The sequence below is a fragment of the Moraxella sp. CTOTU49803 genome, from assembly GCF_032097965.1.
GTDB classification, from domain to species: Bacteria; Pseudomonadota; Gammaproteobacteria; order Pseudomonadales; family Moraxellaceae; genus Faucicola; species Faucicola tetraodonis.
Window position 1 is genome coordinate 219,077 of the sequence record NZ_DAMCJP010000002.1, and the last position, 20,977, is coordinate 240,053.

The 20,977-nt window shown below is 44.3% G+C and carries 21 protein-coding genes and 1 tRNA gene; 14 read left to right on the plus strand and 8 right to left on the minus strand.

Annotation, left to right across the window (positions count from 1 at the left end; genetic code table 11):
* Positions 1 to 59: 59 nt before the first annotated feature.
* Together kdsA and RT422_RS05115 are read left to right on the plus strand one after the other, a co-directional pair.
* Positions 60 to 923, plus strand: coding sequence for a 3-deoxy-8-phosphooctulonate synthase (gene kdsA, locus RT422_RS05110; protein WP_313421546.1), 864 nt, complete (start codon positions 60 to 62; stop codon positions 921 to 923).
* Positions 924 to 1,074: 151 nt separating this feature from the next.
* A complete protein-coding gene (locus RT422_RS05115) occupies positions 1,075 to 1,368 on the plus strand; it encodes a heavy-metal-associated domain-containing protein (RefSeq protein WP_135888454.1) in 294 nt (97 codons plus the stop codon).
* A 14-nt stretch (positions 1,369 to 1,382) separates the two neighbouring features.
* Here RT422_RS05115 and RT422_RS05120 read toward each other — a convergent pair whose 3' ends face one another.
* On the minus strand, positions 1,383 to 1,823 hold the full coding sequence (locus RT422_RS05120; RefSeq protein WP_313421547.1) for a MerR family DNA-binding protein: 441 nt from the start codon (positions 1,821 to 1,823) through the stop codon (positions 1,383 to 1,385).
* 107 nt (positions 1,824 to 1,930) lie between these two features.
* Here RT422_RS05120 and RT422_RS05125 point away from each other — a divergent pair, with 107 nt between their 5' ends.
* The 6 genes from RT422_RS05125 to RT422_RS05150 all read left to right on the plus strand — a co-directional run bounded on the left by RT422_RS05125 (position 1,931) and on the right by RT422_RS05150 (position 8,213).
* On the plus strand, positions 1,931 to 2,674 hold the full coding sequence (locus RT422_RS05125; RefSeq protein WP_313421548.1) for a DUF305 domain-containing protein: 744 nt from the start codon (positions 1,931 to 1,933) through the stop codon (positions 2,672 to 2,674).
* A 45-nt stretch (positions 2,675 to 2,719) separates the two neighbouring features.
* Positions 2,720 to 2,932, plus strand: coding sequence for a heavy-metal-associated domain-containing protein (locus tag RT422_RS05130; RefSeq protein ID WP_099807608.1), 213 nt, complete (start codon positions 2,720 to 2,722; stop codon positions 2,930 to 2,932).
* Between the two features lie 52 nt (positions 2,933 to 2,984).
* Complete coding sequence (locus RT422_RS05135; RefSeq protein WP_313421549.1) at positions 2,985 to 5,282, plus strand: cation-translocating P-type ATPase; 2,298 nt, start codon at positions 2,985 to 2,987, stop codon at positions 5,280 to 5,282.
* A 179-nt stretch (positions 5,283 to 5,461) separates the two neighbouring features.
* On the plus strand, positions 5,462 to 6,787 hold the full coding sequence (gene eno / locus RT422_RS05140; RefSeq protein WP_007116104.1) for a phosphopyruvate hydratase: 1,326 nt from the start codon (positions 5,462 to 5,464) through the stop codon (positions 6,785 to 6,787).
* A gap of 146 nt (positions 6,788 to 6,933) precedes the next feature.
* Positions 6,934 to 7,284 carry a septum formation initiator family protein gene (locus RT422_RS05145; protein WP_309575468.1) on the plus strand — a complete coding sequence of 117 codons (351 nt, stop codon included), beginning with the start codon at positions 6,934 to 6,936 and terminating at the stop codon, positions 7,282 to 7,284.
* Between the two features lie 68 nt (positions 7,285 to 7,352).
* A complete protein-coding gene (locus RT422_RS05150; RefSeq protein ID WP_313421550.1) occupies positions 7,353 to 8,213 on the plus strand; it encodes a 2-C-methyl-D-erythritol 4-phosphate cytidylyltransferase in 861 nt (286 codons plus the stop codon).
* Between the two features lie 189 nt (positions 8,214 to 8,402).
* On the opposite strand, the gene RT422_RS05155 is transcribed toward RT422_RS05150, so the two are convergent.
* From RT422_RS05155 to RT422_RS05165, 3 genes are all read right to left on the minus strand, one after another.
* Positions 8,403 to 8,478 (minus strand) — tRNA-Glu (locus RT422_RS05155).
* Between the two features lie 251 nt (positions 8,479 to 8,729).
* Positions 8,730 to 8,912 (minus strand): hypothetical protein, encoded by a 183-nt coding sequence (locus tag RT422_RS05160; RefSeq protein ID WP_313421551.1) that lies wholly within the window; start codon positions 8,910 to 8,912, stop codon positions 8,730 to 8,732.
* Positions 8,913 to 8,938: 26 nt separating this feature from the next.
* Entirely contained in the window at positions 8,939 to 9,127 is a 189-nt protein-coding gene (locus tag RT422_RS05165; protein ID WP_007116099.1) for a hypothetical protein, read from the minus strand.
* Between the two features lie 222 nt (positions 9,128 to 9,349).
* Here RT422_RS05165 and speC point away from each other — a divergent pair, with 222 nt between their 5' ends.
* Both speC and RT422_RS05175 read left to right on the plus strand, forming a co-directional pair.
* Complete coding sequence (gene speC / locus RT422_RS05170) at positions 9,350 to 11,503, plus strand: ornithine decarboxylase (protein ID WP_313421552.1); 2,154 nt, start codon at positions 9,350 to 9,352, stop codon at positions 11,501 to 11,503.
* Positions 11,504 to 11,702: 199 nt separating this feature from the next.
* Positions 11,703 to 12,215: a hypothetical protein gene (locus RT422_RS05175; RefSeq protein ID WP_284034620.1), complete on the plus strand. Its 513-nt coding sequence runs from the start codon at positions 11,703 to 11,705 to the stop codon at positions 12,213 to 12,215.
* Between the two features lie 120 nt (positions 12,216 to 12,335).
* Here RT422_RS05175 and RT422_RS05180 read toward each other — a convergent pair whose 3' ends face one another.
* From RT422_RS05180 to RT422_RS05190, 3 genes are all read right to left on the minus strand, one after another.
* On the minus strand, positions 12,336 to 12,977 hold the full coding sequence (locus RT422_RS05180; RefSeq protein ID WP_050325793.1) for an anthranilate synthase component II: 642 nt from the start codon (positions 12,975 to 12,977) through the stop codon (positions 12,336 to 12,338).
* 109 nt (positions 12,978 to 13,086) lie between these two features.
* Positions 13,087 to 14,499: an anthranilate synthase component I family protein gene (locus tag RT422_RS05185; protein WP_409520112.1), complete on the minus strand. Its 1,413-nt coding sequence runs from the start codon at positions 14,497 to 14,499 to the stop codon at positions 13,087 to 13,089.
* Positions 14,500 to 14,738: 239 nt separating this feature from the next.
* Positions 14,739 to 15,032 carry a Trp family transcriptional regulator gene (locus RT422_RS05190; protein ID WP_313421553.1) on the minus strand — a complete coding sequence of 98 codons (294 nt, stop codon included), beginning with the start codon at positions 15,030 to 15,032 and terminating at the stop codon, positions 14,739 to 14,741.
* A 459-nt stretch (positions 15,033 to 15,491) separates the two neighbouring features.
* Between RT422_RS05190 and RT422_RS05195 the strand changes: the two genes are divergently transcribed.
* The gene (locus RT422_RS05195) at positions 15,492 to 17,468 is read left to right on the plus strand and encodes an oleate hydratase (RefSeq protein ID WP_313421554.1); all 1,977 of its coding nucleotides are present in this window, start codon (positions 15,492 to 15,494) and stop codon (positions 17,466 to 17,468) included.
* A gap of 155 nt (positions 17,469 to 17,623) precedes the next feature.
* On the plus strand, positions 17,624 to 18,262 hold the full coding sequence (locus RT422_RS05200) for a glutathione S-transferase N-terminal domain-containing protein (protein WP_313421555.1): 639 nt from the start codon (positions 17,624 to 17,626) through the stop codon (positions 18,260 to 18,262).
* Positions 18,263 to 18,388: 126 nt separating this feature from the next.
* Here the strand turns inward: RT422_RS05200 and RT422_RS05205 are convergent, their stop codons facing one another.
* Entirely contained in the window at positions 18,389 to 19,348 is a 960-nt protein-coding gene (locus tag RT422_RS05205) for a ketopantoate reductase family protein (RefSeq protein WP_313421556.1), read from the minus strand.
* An 85-nt stretch (positions 19,349 to 19,433) separates the two neighbouring features.
* Between RT422_RS05205 and RT422_RS05210 the strand changes: the two genes are divergently transcribed.
* Together RT422_RS05210 and bioD are read left to right on the plus strand one after the other, a co-directional pair.
* A complete protein-coding gene (locus RT422_RS05210; protein WP_313421557.1) occupies positions 19,434 to 20,066 on the plus strand; it encodes a DUF2059 domain-containing protein in 633 nt (210 codons plus the stop codon).
* The gene (gene bioD / locus RT422_RS05215; RefSeq protein ID WP_313421558.1) at positions 20,066 to 20,767 is read left to right on the plus strand and encodes a dethiobiotin synthase; all 702 of its coding nucleotides are present in this window, start codon (positions 20,066 to 20,068) and stop codon (positions 20,765 to 20,767) included. The genes RT422_RS05210 and bioD overlap by 1 nt, the downstream gene beginning before the upstream one ends.
* Positions 20,768 to 20,977: the final 210 nt, after the last annotated feature.

Genomic DNA, 20,977 nt, shown 5'->3' on the forward strand with positions numbered 1-20,977 from the left:
ATAGCCAATTATGCTATAGTGACAATCAATAAAAACTTTGACAACATACTGAGAGCCCTATGACCACTAACTTACCGACACCACAATCCCATATTCAGCTCAATGATATCACCATCGGCAATGATCAACCGTTTGTGCTGTTTGGCGGCATGAATGTACTAGAAAGCAAAGACTTGGCATTTGAAATTGCTGAAAGCTATATTGAAATCTGTAAGCGCTTAAATATCGGCTATGTGTTTAAGGCAAGTTTTGATAAAGCCAATCGCTCAAGCTTGTACTCGTTTCGTGGTCCAGGTCTGGAAAAAGGTATCGAATGGCTAAGCGATATCAAAAAAACCTTCAATGTGCCCATTATCACTGACGTACACGAGCCGTACCAAGCTGAGCCTGTGGCAGCGGTGGCGGATATTATCCAGTTGCCCGCGTTTTTGAGCCGCCAAACCGACTTGGTAGCAGCGATGGCAAAAACCGGTGCGATTATTAACGTCAAAAAAGCGCAGTTTTTGGCACCCCATGAGATGAAGCATATCATCAATAAATGCCTTGAAGCCGGTAATGATAAAATCATCTTATGTGAACGCGGTAGCGCGTTTGGCTATAACAATCTCGTTGTCGATATGCTGGGGTTTGACACTATGAAAAAAATGCAGGTTCCCGTGTTTTTTGATGTGACCCATAGCTTGCAGCAGCCAGGGGCAAGAGCAGATAGTGCAGGCGGTCGCCGAGAACAGATTACCACGTTAGCACGTGCTGGCATGGCAACAGGATTGGCAGGGTTATTTTTGGAAGCGCATCCAAATCCTGATGTTGCCAAATGCGATGGTCCTTGTGCGCTGCGGCTGAGCCAGCTTGAGCCGTTTTTGGCCCAGTTAAAACAGCTTGATACCTTAGTCAAAGGGTTTGAGGTGTTAGATACCCACTAATTTTTACGCAAGTTTTAAACACAAATTTGCAACGCCTTGTTATTAAAATGCTATCAATCAATAACGAGGCTTTTTTTTGGCTATGTTATAGTGCTAGATTACAGGACTAGAAAAATATTTTATCACCCACCGCATAAATACAGGAATAACCATGGCAATTCAAACAGTCGCGTATGATTTAAAAGGCATTAATGACCCTGCAGGCTATGAGGAAGTCATGAAAGCGTTAACCACCATCGGCGGGGTGCAGGCAGTACATCTTGAGCCTGAAAATCATCGCGTGATTGTCAGCTTTGATGATACCCAGACGTCAGTTTTTGCTTTCAAAGCTGCGCTGACCAATGTTGACTATATTACCGAGCCTTTCCCGATTGAAGCACCTGCCAACCCTGCCAACAATCGTACTTTAGCGGGTGATTTGGCAAAAGATGGTAGACTTTCCTAAACTAAATCGCTTGTTCAGTAGCTACGCTCGGTGTGGCAAGTGTGCTTGGTCACTGAGTTATCCTGTACGCCATCTTGTAAGCCCTCTAGAATACTACAGGTAGGCGAGCCGTCTCCCAAACAACTATCGTGCCATCCTTGCAGGGTGGCTTTCATTGATTGTAACCGCTGTATTTTATCGTTTAGTTCATCGATGTGATTGCGCGTTAATGCTTTGACTTTGGCATTGCTACGCTGCTTGTTGTCTTGTAGAGCCAATAACGCTTCAATCTGCGCTAATGAAAATCCCACATCACGGGCATGTTTGATAAATTTTAGACGCTGTAATTGGGTATCGCTAAAAATACGGTAACCGCTGTCAGTGCGTTGGATGCTTTGTAATAAACCGAGTTTTTCATACTCACGAATTTGTCTAGGCGATAACTCAGTCAATTTAGCGACTTCATTAATATTCATTTTTTGCTTGACCTTGACCTAATGTTAAGGTTTATAGTAATACCACAGTGTGATAAATCAATCTTTTTTTTAAAGAACGTAAAAAAATCAACCTGAAGGATATGAATATGAATAACATCATGGGTTTGCCATGGCTGGTGGCATTAGTGCTAGGTATGACGGCGTGTACAAAAAATGACACTACCCAAACTGCAGCGACAGCATCAAGTAGCCATGCTACAAGTACCAATGCGAGAAGTGCCGATGCGAGCATGACCCAAGCGCAGTCAATGCATCATATGGCTTCGGCAGCGGATACGCAGTCACAATCACAGCCGCCGCATATCATGGCTTATATGGATATCATGAATAAAATGCACCAAGCCATGTCAGCAGGGGTGCAAGCTAAGAATGCCGATGTCGGCTTTGCCAAAGGCATGATACCGCATCATGAAGGCGCAATTGCGATGGCAAAAGTGGAGCTGCAATATGGCAAAGATGCCGAGATGAAAGCCCTTGCGCAAAAAATCGTCGATGCCCAGCAAAGTGAAATCAGCGTCATGCAAAACTGGTTAGCTAAAAACGAATCAAGTCAGGTAGCGGCGAGCAATGCCAAAGAAATAACGCAAGCCTATCAGCAAAAAGATATGGGCAACCATGATACCATGATGCAAGGGACTATGGACGCCAATCCTGATATTGCCTTTGCCAAGGGTATGATACCGCATCACCAAGGCGCAATTGATATGGCAACGATAGAGCAAACCTATGGTAAAAATCCAGCGATGCTAACACTCGCCAAGCAGATTAAACAAGCGCAAACGCCAGAAATCAAACAAATGCAAGATTGGCTTAGCAAACAAGCCCATTAACTAAAAAAATAGCCACCTAAAACCACCAAAAAAAAGGAGCGTAGTATGACAACCCAAACCATCACATTAAATATCCAAGGCATGACTTGTGGCGGCTGCGTCAAAAGCGTAACCAATGCCCTCAATCAAGTGGCAGGGGTGCAATCTGTCGATGTCAGCCTTGATCATAACAACGCAACCATCAGCTTTGATGACAGCCAAGTACAACAAAGCGCGCTTAAAGAAGCGATTGAAGACGCTGGCTTTGACGTAGTATAACGACGCCATACAAAGACACCATACAAGGACTCCATACAAGACAGACACTATCATGACTACCCAATCGATCACCCACGCGTCAGACAACGCCCATACCGAGCAAATCATTCTTGATATTGATGGCATGACTTGTCAAGCCTGTGCCAGCCGCATCGAAAAAGTGCTCAATAAAAAGCCTGCGATAGTGAAAGCCGATGTCAATTATGCCAATGAAGTAGCGCAGGTGCAGTTTGATGCATCACAAACCAACGCCGAGCAGATTGTAGAATGGGTGAAAAAGACAGGCTATGAGGCAAAAGTACAGCCGCAGAACGCGCTATTTGAGCATGAAGCCCATGAGCAGACAGTGCCCTACACCTTGATTGCGGTTTGGATTTGCTTGCTGCCTTTTTTGATTGGCATGGCAGGCATGATGATGGGCAGTCATGCACTGATGCCGCCGCTGTGGCTACAATTTGTGTTGGCAACTATCGTACAGTTTGGCTTGGCGATGGGGTTTTACAAAAGTGCCTGGGCGAGTATCAAAGGCGGTCTTGCCAATATGGACGTGCTGGTGGTGCTTGGCACACTGACAATTTGGGCATACTCGACCTATAGTTGGTTGAGCTATCTGCAAACCACAGCCCAAATGGGGCATGATGGGATGGCGCATAGTATGCCCCATGTGTATTTTGAAGCCAGCGTGATGGTAATTGCCTTTGTCAAAATGGGGAAATACCTAGAAGCCCGTACCAAAAAACACAGCCTAAATAGCATCAATTTGCTATTAGCGCTCACCCCTGAGCAAGTGGAAGTTAAAAGCCCCAATCCACAAAGCCAAGATGCACAGTGGCAAACCCTGCCCCTTGATCAAGTCACGGCTGGTCAAATTTTACGTGCTAAAGCAGGTACTCGCATTGCCACTGATGGCATCGTCACCTTTGGCGAAGGCTGGTGTGATGAAAGCCATTTGACGGGTGAATCAGTGCCCCTGTCTAAACATATTGGCAGCACGGTGCTGGCAGGTGCCATGGTAGAAAACGGCAGCTTTGAATACCAAATCACCGCCAAAGGTAGCCAAACACGGCTCGGTGATATGATACAGGCGCTCAACGACGCACAAGGCAGTAAAGCTCACATCGCCCGTCTCGCAGATAGAGTCGCAGGTATCTTTGTGCCGGTGGTGGTTGCCATCGCTTTGTTAACTTTTTTTGCCAATTATTGGTTCTTAGGCGCGTTTGACACGGCACTTATGCGCGCGGTGTCCGTGTTAGTGATTGCTTGCCCCTGTGCATTGGGACTGGCGACGCCGGCAGCCATCATGGCGGGCATGGGTGTGGCAGCACGCTCAGGGGTTTGGTTTAAAGATGCGCAAGCCTTAGAAGCGGCAGGCGCAATTGATACAGTAGTACTCGATAAAACAGGCACCATCACCCAAGGCAAACCCCAATTATCTGCAGCGTACCTGATAGATGACAATCTAAAACTGTTTAACTTAGACAAAGCCGCACTGCTGCAGCTCGTTGCCAGTGTCGAGCGTCATGCGAACCACCCGCTTGCGACCACGCTAGTGAACTATGCTGAATCCTATACTAAGCAAACTGATACGCCTCAAAGTCCAGCGGCATTTACCATAAGCCATGTAGAGACAGTGCTGGGGCAGGGGATACAGGCACAGGTAGCCACGATTGGGCGGGTGAAAATCGGCACGCCAAGTTTTGCCAACCTTCAGTTGCCTGCAGCGATTATCCAAGCCAATCCCGTTTGGCAAATTGCCAGTCAAGGGGCGGTAAGTATCAATGACACCCCTGTGGCAGCTTTTGCGCTAGCCGACGAGCTTAAACAAGACAGCATTAAGGTGATTGCGTCGCTGCAAGCCCATCATCTAGATGTGGTAGTGATGAGTGGTGACAAGCAATCGGTGGTGGATTATGTGGGTCAGCAGATTAACGCCAGCAAGGCACTTGGCGAGCTGTCGCCACGTGACAAAGCGCAGCGCATTGATGAATGGCAACAACAAGGCAAAAAGGTGGCAATGGTGGGCGATGGGGTGAATGATGCCCCCGCGATGGCGACGGCGACTGCAAGTTTTGCGGTAGAAGGGGCAACCGATATTGCCAAGCATAGCGCCACGGCAAGGCTGATGGGCGAGTCGCTCAAACATGTCGATTATGCGGTCACAATTGCTCGCGCAACCCTGCGTAATATCAAGCAAAACCTATTTTTTGCGTTTATCTATAATTGCCTTGGTATACCGTTAGCGGCGTTTGGGCTACTCAATCCAATGATTGCAGCCGCAGCGATGGCGCTGAGCTCAATTTCTGTACTACTCAATGCCTTGCGACTCACCCGCATGAAGGTCATTTCCTAACGGCTTATGGTTGTTTTGACAACCTGTTGGGGCTGGTTTTACTTGGCTAGGCATGACTATGCATCACCTATAGGCGATAGTGATAAGCTGCTAAAACCTGTTAAAATGTGCTATGATAAACCCACCCCATTTGTATTTTAACAATCCCATTGTTGATTGTGACAGCCAAGGAAAATACCATGTACGCTGAAGAAACCACCACCAATAACCAAATCAAAGATATCATTGCCCGCGAAATTTTGGACTCACGCGGCAACCCAACCATTGAAGCCGATGTGATTTTAGCGGATGGTACTATAGGTCGTGCAGCAGCACCATCGGGGGCATCGACAGGCTCACGTGAAGCGCTTGAGCTGCGTGATGGTGACGCATCACGCTATCTAGGTAAAGGGGTCAAAAAAGCCGTTGCCAACGTCAATAGTGAAATTCGTTCATCACTCGTTGATATGGACGTATCAAAACAACAAGACATTGACAACAAATTATTAGCGCTTGATGGCACAGAAAACAAAGAAAAATTGGGCGCCAATGCGACCTTAGCAGTATCTTTAGCAGCAGCCCGTGCCGCCGCACAATCACAAAAACTGCCACTTCACCAGTACATTGCCAACCTACGTGGGCAAACATCACTATCCATGCCTGTACCGATGATGAACATCCTAAATGGCGGTGCCCACGCGGACAACACCGTTGATATCCAAGAGTTTATGATTGAGCCTGTTAATTTCACCAGCTTCGGTGAAGCGTTGCGTGCGGGTACAGAAGTGTTTCATAGCCTAAAATCTGTGCTAAAAAAACAAGGCTTAAATACCGCAGTCGGTGATGAAGGTGGTTTTGCACCAAACTTACGCTCAAACGAAGAAGCGATTACTGTCATCATGCAAGCGATTGAGCAGGCAGGTTATACCGCAGGTAAAGATATTTACTTAGCGCTTGATTGTGCCTCATCAGAGTTTTACAAAAACGGTCAATACGTACTTGAAGGCGAAGGTAATAAAGCCTTTAGTTCAGAAGGTTTTGCGGATTATTTAGCCAGTCTTGTGAGCCAATACCCAATTATCTCGATTGAAGATGGTCTAGATGAAAGCGATTGGGATGGATGGGCGTACTTAACGCAAAAATTGGGCGACAAAGTGCAGCTCGTGGGTGACGATTTGTTTGTGACCAACCCAAAAATTCTACAAGAAGGTATCGACAAACACATTGCCAATGCGATTTTGATTAAATTTAACCAAATTGGTACTTTATCAGAAACCTTAGACGCCATTTATCTAGCGAAGAAAAATGGCTATGCCACCGTCATCTCACACCGCTCAGGTGAGACTGAAGACAGCACCATCGCTGACTTAGCCGTGGGGACAGCTGCAGGTCAAATCAAAACAGGCTCACTGTGCCGTTCTGACCGTGTTGCCAAATACAACCAACTGCTTCGTATCGAGCAGATGGTCACTGCAAGCTACCACGGTGCTGACGAGTTTATCGGTTTACGCAATCCAAAAGCCTAACTTTAAAAGCTTAAATTTTAAAGCTTAAATTTTAAAGCTTGATGAAGCATTGAAGTGATAAAAACCTTAACCCATGACATTGAATTTGCTACAATGCGTGGGGTAAGGTTTTTTTATGCCAAAAGTTTTTATTATTGAGTGCTGTCATGACTTATTTGCGTCAACTGTTTATGATTATTTTTGCGGTGATTGTGTTGGTATGTCTACAATACCAGTATTGGTTTGGCACCAATGGTCGTGGCGATTTGGCAGCGTTAAATAAACAAATCAGCGAACAGCAATCCATCAATAGTGATCAGCAAAAAGCCAATGAGGTATTGCTTGCCGATGTTAAAGACTTAAAAAACGGACTTGAAGCGGTGGAAGAACACGCTCGCTCTGATTTAGGTTTAATCAAACAAGGCGAAACTTTTGTGCAAATGTCGACCGCTAGCAGTGTGTATAGTACAGATGTGGTCACACCGACCGCCCACAACACCGCCACGCCTCAACCATAAAAACTGCCAAAGTTATATTTGTCTCAATTTTTACTGTCAACTGTTTACTTTATTGTTGAAAAGACGCCATGTCAGAACTTAGCACAATACCTGCCAATTTATCTAACAACTTTACGATTGACACCGTGGTCGTCGCTGCAGGCGTTGGCAAACGCTTTGGTAGTCAAATGCCAAAACAGTACGCCCATATTAGCGGTCAGACGGTGCTACAACACAGCATAGCGGCGCTAAGCAAAGTCCACCAGCTAAGCACTTGCTATTTGGTAGTTTCTGAAGAAGATACGATTGCCAAAACACTGGGCTTTAGCATGCCAATCGAGTGGGTGATAGGTGGCAAAGAGCGGATGAATTCGGTGTTTAACGCCGTGAAAACGATTTGGCAACAATATCAGAATCCGTTGAGTGACAAGACCTCCAATGATAAAGCGTTCAATGACAAAGCCTTTAGTGAAAAAGCTAGTCATCATGCGTATGATAATCATTGGGTGCTGATTCATGATGCTGCGCGTCCTTGTGTCAATCCGAGCGATATAGAAAAATTGATCACACAGACCACGCAGCAATTTTCGCAACAGTCGCATCAACAGTCACAACAAGAACGAGCGCAGGAGTCGGCGGGTGGCTTATTAGCAATACCGGTACGCGATACGGTCAAACAAATCATCCATGCACAAGACAAAGTGTTGTCACAAAAAACGCTTGATCGCAGTCAGTTGTGGCTAGCCCAAACCCCGCAGATTTTCCCATTGGCAACACTGTATGATTATCTGAGCCAAGCTATTGAGCAAACGATTGCATTTACTGATGAAGCCAGTTTATTTGAGCATTTTGGCAAACAGCCGTTATTGGTGGAAGGCAGTCATAGCAATATCAAACTGACGTTTCCAGAGGATTTGCAGTTTGCGCAGGTGTATTTGGCAAAACCTTAGCAAAAATGGCTTTGCAACAAATTGAGGTTACCGCTAAAAACCGCATAAGAAAGAAAAGAAGCCCATAATAAAAAAAGCGCACGAGCAAAAAACGGGAAAGAGAATTTATAAAGCTACAAAAACAAAAAAGCCATACTAAATTAGCATGGCTTTTTAACTGTATTTTTTAGCGTTAACACTAAAAAAGATTGGCGTCCCCACGGGGATTCGAACCCCGGTTACCGCCGTGAAAGGGCGATGTCCTAGGCCTCTAGACGATGGGGACACTAGCACGCTTAGTTTATAGCGCGACCTCGACCGCTTTCACCGTTAATGTCGAAGTGGAGCGTATAATATATATTTTTATTTTTGCCGTCAACTGTTTTTTATGTATTTTTTTATATTTTTAAAAATTAGCCCACAATTCGGTACCTCATGATACTTGGTAGAGAGGCAGGACAAGCGCATTAGCTAACTAATGCGCTTAATTACAGTGTTGTCTAAAAAGTGTTGTCTAAAAATTTCACACCGTGCTTATTAGTGATTTTTCTGATGCGACTCAGATGTTGTATGAGCACGCGTCGTATGAGATTGCGGCGGCAGATTAGCGGCTTTATTTTTTAAGTGATAGCGAATCCAAAAATGGGTTACGATGCTAATCACAATCGATAAACTGATAAAACCTAAAATGGTCATCCAGATTTGACTATCTACTTGCATACTTGATCCTTGTGAGACAATCTAAGTTAACGCTGATTATCGATGCGCTGGCTATCAATACTTTGATTAGCTCCCATTGTTTGATTACGAATCGCATCATCGCGCTGTTTTTTCTTGAGTCGGAACGTTAGCCATAAATATGTTAATATGCCTAAGATTACGGCAGCAATCATATACATAATAATAGTAGTCCAAATACTGTTATCTACGCCCATGAAAGACTCCTTTTTATTATTGTTAGCATTAGTGTAACAGGTCTTAACAGCTATTTTACGTCATTCACGTAATGATGTGTGGTAGCGATGTTACTAGCTATTTTCAAACACTGTAATAAGCGTCTACAAAAGCACTTTTTTCACTTTTTCATATTTTTACGTTAAGATAATTGTCTAAAAAACGCTTTGGCAACTGACACGGTTGCAGCAAGGAAAATAATTATGAAAGTAGTCATCAGTGATGGCATCGAATACGCCCTAAATCTTAATTATCGTACCATCGATATTGAATCGACCGACTATACCAATATTGCAGCGATTGTGGTCACCATGACAGACTTACCGCGTGTGTATCAAGATATTGAAGATTTGGGTTTTGCTATTCCGATATTTGTGGCGATTGAATATGGTGATGTAGTGCCTGATGAATGGCTACCCAATGTGTATGGTGTGCTAGAGCTGGCAGATGACCAAAAGTTTTATAACGGACAATTGGTCAATGCAGCAGCGGCGGATTACATCGCCACGCTCGATCCGCCTTTCTTCCAAGCCTTGATGGACTACACCGACTATGGCAATGCGGCGTTTGACTGTCCTGGACACCAAGGCGGACAGTTTTTTCGTAAGCATCCTTCTGGCAGACGCTTTTATTTATACTTTGGGGAAACGTTATTTCGTGCCGATTCCTGTAATGCCGATGTCCGTCTTGGCGATTTGCTAATTCATGAAGGACCAGCTTTTGAGGCACAAGCGCATGCGGCGAAAGTTTTTAATGCGGATAAAACCTACTTTGTGCTCAACGGCACTTCCTCTTCCAATAAAATTGCGATTGGTGCCTTAGTGGCGCATGGTGATTTGGTACTGTTTGACCGTAACAATCACAAATCTGTGTACCAAGGCGCCTTAACCATGGCAGGTGGTACGCCTGTGTATTTAGAGACCGACCGCAATGCTTATGGTTTGATTGGCGGCATTCCTGCCCATTGTTTTGAGGAAGCCGAAATCCGTGAGCGTATTCGTGAAGTTGCGCCCGATAAAGCCGATGATGCCCGCCCATTTCGCTTGGCGGTAATTCAGCTGGGCACGTATGATGGCACTATTTATAACGCACGCCAAGTAGTAGATCGCATCGGGCATCTGTGTGACTATATTTTGTTTGACAGTGCTTGGGTGGGTTATGAGCAGTTTATCCCGATGATGCGTGATTGCTCGCCACTGCTGCTTGAGCTCGGTGAAAATGATCCTGGAATTTTGGTGACCCAATCGGTACATAAGCAACAAGCGGGCTTTTCTCAAGCCTCACAAATCCATAAAAAAGATAACCATATCAGCGGGCAAGCGCGTTATGTCAATCACAAACGCTTTAACAACTCGTTTATGATGCATGTGTCGACCTCGCCGTTTTACCCATTGTTTGCCTCACTTGATGTCAATGCCAAAATGCATGAAGGAAAAGCCGGTCAGCGCATGTGGCATGAGTGTGTCATCGGTGGTATCGAAGCACGTAAAATGCTGCTAGACACTTGTACCATGATTTTGCCGTTTGTTCCGCCTACAGTAGATGGGCAAGCTTGGCAAGACTACGATACCGAAACCATTGCCCATGATATTCGTTTCTTCCGCTTTGAGGCAGGCGCACGTTGGCATGATTTTCAGCATTATGCCGATGACCAATACTTTATCGACCCCTGTAAATTGCTACTGACCACGCCAGGTATTGATATGCAAACCGGTGAGTATGAAGCGACAGGGATTCCTGCCGCGATTTTGGCGCATTATCTGCGTGAAAGCTCGGTCATTCCAGAAAAAGCCGATTTAAACTCGATTTTATTCTTACTGACGCCTGCCGAAACCTTGGCAAAATTCCAGCACTTGGTCGCCCGTATCGTCAGTTTTGAAAAGCACATTCGCGAAAACAGCCCCGTCACCCAAGTGTTGCCGACACTGGCTAAGGCATACCCGCAGTACCGCAAACTGACCATCAATGAACTATGCCAACTGATGCATAACTTCTATGCCAAACATCAGCTGAATAAACGACAAAAACAAATGTTTGAGCGCGAACATCGCCCCAAGGTTGCTATAAGCGCGTTTGATGCCCATAATGCCTTTATCCGTAATGAGGTTGAGCTGGTTGCGCTAACAGAAATTCGCGGACGGGTGGCGATGGAAGGGGCGCTACCGTATCCACCAGGGGTGTACTGTATTGTACCTGGCGAAGTGTGGGATGGGGCAGTGCTGGACTACTTCTTGGCATTGCAAGAAGGGGTTAATCGCTTGCCAGGCTTTGAGCCAGAAGTGCAGGGCGTGTACTGGGAGTATGACGATCAAGGTAAAAAGATTGCCTATGCCTATGTGTTAAAACAGTCTCACTAAATTTGATTGACGGTTTTTGATTCATAGGCTTTCTCGGTGAAGTCTATATTTGGCGTGTTTACAGCAGTAACCAATGGCGCAAAAATTGGTCTGTGTAGATGGGTGCGATGTTATTTAATTAAATGATAATCATTATTATTTACATTATCAATCTATTATTGGATAATGACGGCTCAATTTTTTAAGAGGCAGTCAAACAATGACAATGAAAGATTTTCGTATCTACATGAGGCTTGGGCACCGCTATGTTGGATTCTTTATGGTTGGCATTATGCTGGTCTATTCACTCAGTGGCATGTTGTTGGTATTTCGCGACACTGATTTTTTAAAATCTTCAAAAACTATCAAGCAAGTCGTGGCAACCAATCTTGATGAGAAAAATTTAGCCAAAACCCTAAAAATGAAAAACATCGATTTTAGGGAGCAGCAGGGTGATATACAGCTTTTTAAAGATGGACAGTACAATACTAAAACCGGTGAGGTGACTTATACCAGCAAAAAACTGCCCGTGGTATTAGATAAAATGGTGAATTTTCATAAAGCGCCCTCTAAAGGTAGCATGGGTGGGCTCAATGTATTGTTTGGTTTGAGTTTATTGTTTTTTGTGGTATCGAGTTTGTTTTTATTCACCCCAAGTTCCAAAATTTTTAAGCGTGGCTTGGCGTTTGTGGCGGTGGGAGCGATTATGTCGGTGATTTTGTTGCTGTTGTAAATTCACCTACTAACAAATTTGATAGGGTAGCGCCTTATGGCATAAAACCTATTGCGATATTGGTGCAATGGCTATGCCGCCATCGATTCACTGCGATGGCTTCACCCAGATGGATTGACCTCAATTTTGCCACAAAAAGTTTTTAAGCAGCGTTTTGGCGCCTTCGGTGGCGAAGGATTCTGGGTGATATTGCACCCCTTGAATCGGATAGTCACGGTGGCGAATGCCCATGATTTCATCGCCTGCTAGACTGGCATCTTTGAGGTTTTTATCCCTATGTTGCTCACTAGATACCACGCTGGTCACTACCAAGCAATCGGGGAGTGAGGCAGCGTCGACCATCAGTGAATGATAACGCATAATGTCAAGCTGCTGTGGCAAACCTTGATACACGCCTTGACCATCATGACGAATCGGTGACGTTTTGCCATGCATGGGCACATTGGCTCGGACCACTTGACCACCAAAAAAATGTGCAATGCCCTGCATGCCAAGACACACGCCTAGCAGCGGTATGGTTTTGCCAAGCTCAGTAATGACGTCACCACACACACCAAAATACGCAGGGTCATCGGGTGAACCTGGACCGGGCGAGATGATAATGCGGTCAGGATTCATGGCTTGGATATCCGCTAAGCTAATCTCGTTATTGCGTTTCACAACCACGTTAAAAGGTTGATTGTCTGCGGCTAAAATCTCACCAATATATTGGTATAAGTTAAAGGTAAAAGAATCGTAGTTATCAATAATTAACACTTGCATAATCAACTCTAAAAATAGGTTTGGCGGTTATTCTAAACGTTTAAAATACTGCTGATATACATCGCTATCATACGTATCTAGTTGCCGTATCGTCATGATGGAGCAGACTTTACTGCACTGGCGCAAAATTGGACAGTACAACTTTCATCGCAGACAGTTTTCGTACGATTTCTTCATATTCGTCTTCAGGATTGGAGTCATATACATTGCCGCCGCAAGTTTGCGCATACGCTTTTTCGCCATTGATAAACAGCGAGCGAATCGGGATAGCAAAAATACAATCCCCATTAAAACAAAACTGACCGAGTGCGCCACCGTAAGCGCCGCGACCATCGGGTTCTAGCGTATTTATAATTTTCATCGCTTCAATTTTGGGTGCACCCGATAGCGTGCCTGCGGGAAAATTACTGGCAAGCGCAGTGAACATATCATGATTAGGGTCAAGAATACCGACGATTTCACTGGAGATATGCTGGACATGTGAAAAGCGCTTGATATCCATTAAGTTACGCACTTTTACCGTCCCAAAGCGTGCCACCCGCCCGATATCATTACGATGTAAGTCCACCAACATATTATGTTCGGCGATTTCTTTGGGGTCATTGAGCAAGGCGCGCGCTAATTGGCGATCTTCGGTCTCATCCTTGCCGCGTTTGGTGGTGCCTGCCAGTGGGAAGGTCTCCATCTCACCATTGCGCAATCGGAACAACAACTCAGGAGATGCGCCGATGATTTTTTGGGCGCCAAATTTGACATAGTACATATGCGGTGACGGGTTGACTTCGCGCAGTTTACTATAAATTGGCATGGTATCGCCTTGGATGCGATAATGCGATTTGAAACCCACTTCACACTGGAAAATCAGCCCAGCTTTAATGTCTTCTTTGACTTTCATCACCGCTGCCGCATGTTGCTCGCGGTTCATCCCATCGCCCAAATTTTCAGCAGTGGGCTGGGTATAGTCAGGCGAAATAGCGGTCAATAATGACTTGATTTCGTCAATACGATTGCTTTGGTGGTCGGTATCGTAATAATAATAAAAAATTTCACCGGTCATCTTATCAAGGCTTAACCCATCTAAGTACACCCCGAATTTGAACGGCTCGAAATCATCACTGGTTTGAATATTCAGGGTCGGCTCAAAAAAATTGACACTATCAAATCCCAAAAAACCCACCAATCCGCCGGTATGGCTACGTGAAATCACATGTTGAGGGGTGATTTCGCGCAGTAGTTGGTAAGGATTGTCACAGGTATAATCCGTGCTTTCCCCCGTGCGATTGTTGGTGATAGTCAAGGTATGGCGGTCTTTTGCCAACACGGTCATCGCAGGGTCAAAGCCGATGGCATGATGACGTGAGATATAGCTTTCTTCGCCCAACGATTCCAGTAAAAAACAGGTAGCGTATTTGGCTTCAATACGTTTAAAGAGTTCAAAAAAATCAATGTCTTGTGCAAGTTTAATCAGGCTTGGTTTGCTGGCAAGGGCGATTTTGGGCGGTTTGGCGTGTGTAGTCATCATAGTGTCTTAAATTTATAATATGCTAAATTTACCGTATCTTAAATTTGTAGCGGCTTAAATTTTAATCAATGTTTCAGTGTTCTAGTATGATGATACATTGTAATCAGATTAACCCCTGCTTGCAACTCTTTTATAGCATGCCTGTTATTTTCACGCTGATTTTCATCGTCCTTCTAATTACCCCAAAGTATGCTACTGTGATAGGCTTATTTACGCTTGAAGCCATTATCAGGGAGTTATTAGGTCAAATGACTCAGATTTGGCAATAATTGGTTGATATCATGTTGACCATACGCTTTGGCGCCCCGAGATACCGTCGCAATGCCCACCCCCAAGCGCTCCGCGATTTCGCGTTGTGGTAGCGCTTGCTGAAACAAGGCAAAAATCTGAATGCGGTTGGCGATTTCTTTTTGTTCTTTTTCAGTCAGGAGCGCTGCCAAAATTTCGCGGATAAAGTCACTATCATCAGTTTGGCTCAGTAGCTCAACCAAATAATCATAGGCGGGTAGGGATGATGGCGAAGTGTGCGGCATATTAGGTTTTTTTTGAGTAAAAGATAACAAGTAAAGCATTTCAATGTTCTAGTATAGTGATACATTTTACGGCGTTTAGCAAGTGAACTCAATCGATTTTTATCCCTTTAGAAAACTGACTAGGTGCGATGACTGGTTACTTTTGATTACAAAAGCGCAAATAACTGAATATTTAATCAAAGCTTAGTCGACACAAAGTCGCTTTAGCGAGGTTCTATAATGTGTTTATAATAAAATTGCTTAGTTAAAAATCTAAGTGAGTTTATTAATTATAAACAATGACTATCAATCATAATTTTTATAACCGCGCCGTTATCTTTGGTTATTGTGTAGCAGTCTTAATGGGCAATTAAGAATGGGCAGTTAAGGTCAATGTCAAAGGCTAGCAGCGCGGTTTAAAGAGTTAGCTAACGATAATGTTATTCAATACTAATCTTATTCAAAATAGGGCACTTCATTATGACAACCAACGCTAAGAACAACAGTGAATTTTTGAAAAATATGGCTTTTAAAAAGGTCGATCACCAGCCACAGCGGGCGGATTATCAATCTAATCAACCTGGCAATTCGATGCCGTTTAGCGATGCCCGAGGTAACTATCAGCGTAATATCGGTTTTGATACCGGACGTTTTAAAGACAGTAAAGTCTATATTGTCGGTGGCGGTATTGGCGGGTTGGCAGCGGCGTATTATTTTATCCGAGATGCCCATATCCCAGGCGAGAATATTACCTTTTTAGAAGAATTAGCGGTGCAAGGCGGCTCACTCGATGGCGCTGGTAATGCCAAAGACGGTTATATCATGCGCGGCGGTCGTGAGATGATTACCACCTACGAGAATTTTTGGGATATGTTCCAAGATATACCTGCGCTAGAGCTACCAGAGCCTTATTCAGTGCTTGATGAATACCGCCTGATCAATGACAATGACCCCAACTATTCCAAAGCACGGTTGATTCATAACAAAGGTGACATCAAAGATTTTCACAAGTTTAATCTTAGCAAAGCCGACCAACTTGCCATTGTCCGCTTATTACTAAAAAATCAAGACGAACTCGATAATCTCACCATTGAAGATTACTTTAGCCAGAGTTTTTTGGACAGTAATTTTTGGACGCTATGGCGTAGTATGTTTGCTTTTGAAAACTGGCACAGCTTACTTGAGTGCAAGCTTTATATGCACCGGTTTTTGGAAGCCTTAGATGGTATCAAAGATATGTCGACCCTGTTATTTTCTAAATACAACCAATATGACAGCTTTGTGGTACCTGCGCAAAAATTTTTAATCAATAAGGGCGTCAAACTACAAAGTGACACGTTAGTGACAGCGGTTGATTTTGAGCAGCAAGGCGACAAAAAAATTGTTAAAGGGCTGACAGCTACACAACAAGGTCAACAAGTCCATATCCCTGTACGGGACAATGATTTTGTGATTATTACCACAGGGTCAATGACGGAAGATACGCGCTATGGCACCAGTGACACTGCGCCTGATGTCCATCTAACTGATGATACAATGGGAAAAACGAAAGGCTGGGTACTATGGAATGACCTTGCCAAACAATCCGCTGTGTTTGGTCGTCCAGAAAAATTTAACCGCCATGTACCCAAATCTGCTTGGATGTCAGCAACATTAACCTGCAAAGACTCGGCGTTTTTACGCAAAATCAGCGAAAAATACTGCGTCAATCTGCCGCTATCAGGCAAAACGGTCACAGGCGGTATTGTTACTATCACCGATTCCAACTGGCTTATGAGCTTTACTATTAACCGCCAACCGCAATTTCCTGACCAACCTAAAGACGTGGTGGTGATATGGGTGTATGGGCTATTGATGGACAAAAAAGGCAACTACGTGCCAAAAACCATGCCAGAGTGTACGGGGCATGAAATTGTGACGGAGCTGCTATACCACCTAGATTTGCTCGAGCAAAAAGATGATATTTTAGTCAACACCATCGCTAACACCGCCTATATGCCCTATATCACTTCGATGTTTATGCCACGTGCCAAAGGTGACCGTCCACAAATTGTACCCGAAGGCTGTACTAACTTAGGTCTCATCGGTCAATTTGTTGAGACCAACAATGATGTGGTGTTCACCGTTGAAACTTCGGTACGCTCGGCGCGGGTCGCGGTGTACACGCTAACAGATTGTAATAAGCAAGTGCCTGATATCGTGCCAACCCAATACGATATTCGCAACATGCTCCGCTCTGCCAGTACACTCAACGATGACCAAGGCTTCATCGGGGAGGGCTTACTGCGCCGAGTGCTCGCCAATACCTATTATGAGCATATCTTGCCACCCGTCGCCAAAAAAGCGCCCAAAGACAGATCCTTGATGCAGACGCTTGCCGAGCAGTTTGAAGTAGTTAAAGCCTTTTGGCATAAAGAAGGGCAAAAAGATGAGCAAAAAGCGCAGGATAAAAAATAAGCTTTGATAAACATTTGTCATTAAACCGAAAAATCCTCCTGCCGATAGGGGGATTTTTTATTAGCAAAATTTCCTTTGCGCCTAAAAACCCTATTTCGTAAAGCGGTGGTTTCAAGTATATTAAAGCTAAAATCACACATCATAAGGAACAAGTGATGAAACTATATACCATGAATGCCCCGCCAAATCCTCGCAAACTCGACTTATTGTTAAAAGTCAAAGAACTTGATATCAATGATATTCATAATTTACAAGTCATCAACGTGGATATTGCCAAAAACGAGCAAAACTCGCCGGATTTTTTGGCGGTCAATCCATTGGGGCTGTTGCCTGTATTAGTGCTTGATGATGGCACTGTGCTTAACGATTCACATGCCATTTGTGAATACCTTGATATTCGACTCGCAGGCAATGGTAAGCAAGTGATGGGCTCAGACCCTATACAACGCGCCAAAATCACCGCAATGTCACGCAATGCGGAGTTTCACGTGCTTTATAACATGATGCTGGCTTTTCAGCATGGGCATCCATCTCGCGCGTCGGTGGGCAACCAAGTGCCCGGTATGGCAGAAGAGAGCATCAACCGCGTCAAAAAAGCATTGCCGTACTTTGACAAGCTACTATCGAGTCATAAATATTTGCTCGGTGATAGACTCACCTTCGCTGATATCGTGTTGTATGTTGGTTTGGATTTTGGGCGAGTGATGAAGTTTAATCCAAAAGATGCCAGTGTGGTAGGTGACCATGTGGCACGTTTTTATGCGCAAATGAATGAGCGTTTTGGTAAAAAATAACGGTTGTTGACATAAAAAGGGCAAGGTAGCTGCCCTTTTTTTATCTGTAGTGGTTATTCATTGCTTTTATCCACCGTTTCTATTTACTGCTTTTATGCCTAGTTTTTTTCAATAGCGCTAGGGTTGTCATCCCGACTGATTGTTAGCCATTAATGCACTGATGCCATCATATAGGCTATCATTGACCGGCGTGTCAATGCCATGCTTATCACCCAATTCGCGAATCGTCCCGGCAAACAAATCAAGCTCACAGCGTCGCCCTGCTTTTAAATCCTGCCGCATCGAGGGCATGCCTTTGGGATCCAGCGCATCCATGATTGCCAACCATTTTTTGAAATCTTCCTCGGTTAAGGTTACGCCTTCAGCGTGTGCCACTGCCATCACTTCACGCATGGCGGCTTTGAACATTTCACGCGCTTCACCCGCTTGTTGCACGGTATCAAAGGTGCCTTGATACAATGCCACGGTTTGATTGACGCCGGTATTTAACATCAATTTGCCCCACAGCTGGCGCGGCATATCATCGCTCACTGAGTGCGGAAAATTGACTTGATTAAAGAGGGAATCGACTTGTTGCACGCGTGCGCGTTCAGCGCTATCAGTTGTCATCGCGCCAATGACCAATTGTCCATGATCGCGATAAATCAGTTGGCTACCATTTTGCCCATTTTTTTCATGCGGCTCATTTTTCATGGCGTCCATTTGCTGCGCCACACAGTACACAATGCGCTCGTCACCAAAGGTGTTTGCCAACACTTTTTCGCTGGCGATACCGTTTAGGGCAGAAACAATCAGTGTATTGTCGCCAAGTTGACTTTCAATCAAGGGCAATACGTCATTGAGTTGATAAAACTTGGTACAGACGATGACCAAGTCGGCGGGCGTGGTGATAGCGTTGGGTGTGACATAGTTGAGTGTTAATGGCTCACCATTCACCAATAAACCTTGCTGTTGGTAGCGGTTAACACGTTCAGTATCGGCAACGATACGCAAGTTCTCAAAAGGCATGTTTGGGGCTAATAAACTTGCAAATAATGCCCCTAATGAGCCAAATCCAACAATGGCAATAATCGGTGAATCGTTCATTTTTTTTCCTGTTATTTTGCGACATTGATTAAAGTTGTGATAAAGTTTAGCAGAAAATATAAGGCATGATAAAAAAGGAATCACAATGAAATTATTAAAAATGGCTTTGCTTATGGGTTGTTTATCTATTTTGTCCTTTTCACAAGTTACCCAAGCGAAAATTACTGTCGTTGCTGGGCCATTGGCTTATCCCGCAAATCAAATTCCTAGCGATGAATCGCTAAAAAAATTGGTACAAGTTCAGCAAATGGACAAGACGTTTAGCGAGATGATGGAGCAGACCAAGGGTGTGATGAGTCAAGCTATCGAGCAAGTGACTAAAGACAGCTTGGCTAACCAAGAACTTACCGCCACTCAGCAACAGCAAGTCCAAGATGCTATCGGTGAATTTATGCAAAAATCGATTGATCTGCAAAACCAACCGAAAGTACGTGAACAATTTATCCATGCTTTTATCGAAACCGCAAAAACCACTTATAGCCAAGCAGAAGTTAATTCAATGATTGAATTTTATGGTTCGAATATTGGGCAATCAGTCATTGCCAAACAATCGCAATTTGGTAAAGCTTATCTTGAGAAAATTATGCCGGTTGTTATGAAAAATCAGCAACAAACTTTGCAAGAGCTAATACCAGCATTTGAGCAAAAAATTGAAAAAATCACCCAATCAGCTCAAAAAACCACCCAAACCATTAACCATAAAGCAAGTAAGAAATAATGAATCTATCGAATGTTAACGATGCTGCATCTTCACTAAACGGCGCGTATTTTGTCACAGGTACCGACACCGAAATCGGTAAAACCACCACCACTGCGCAACTGGTCAAGAATATAGCTCAGCAAGGCAAAAGTGTATATGCCATTAAGCCAGTCACCGCAGGTCTAGAAACCGATGACAACGGGCAAACATATAGCGATGATGCAAGGCGCATTAATCAATTTGCCAATGTCAAACCACCGCTGTCTGCCATTGCGCCTATCCAGCTAGCGACACCTTGCTCACCACATATCGCCGCCCAAATTGATGACGTGACACTCACCAACACCCAATTAGTCGATACCATCAATAAGTCCATCGCAGCCTATCCTGCCGATGTGATTTTGGTTGAAGGGGCAGGCGGCTGGTTTACCCCTATTAATGAACAAGAAACGCTTGCTGATGTGGCAGCCGCGCTCAAATACCCTGTCATCCTGGTCGTCGGTATCAAGCTTGGTAGCCTTAATCATGCCATGCTAACCCTACAAGCAATTTGGCAAGCAGGGCTGAAAGTCGCTTCGGTTATTTTTAACCAATTACAGACCGACACGCCGTTTGTCGATGCGCAAATTGACTGGTTAAGTCAGCAAATTTTACGCCAGTCTACTGGGTATCAAAACAAGCCACCCTTGATGGTCAAACAAGGCGTTTTAACCCATTAAATTTTTATCCAATCACATTGCTTTTTGGCATAAGTTATGGTATAAATAGCGGCTTTAAATTTACTAGCGATTTTTTGACGCTTGCTTAAAATGGTTTTGATTGACGCAAGTCAAGTGACTAGCCGTGAGTAGCTAATTTTAAGTGCGCCGCCAAAAGATTAATTATTGATTCAAACTGAGATACTCAACACTAGAATCGTTGAAACCCTA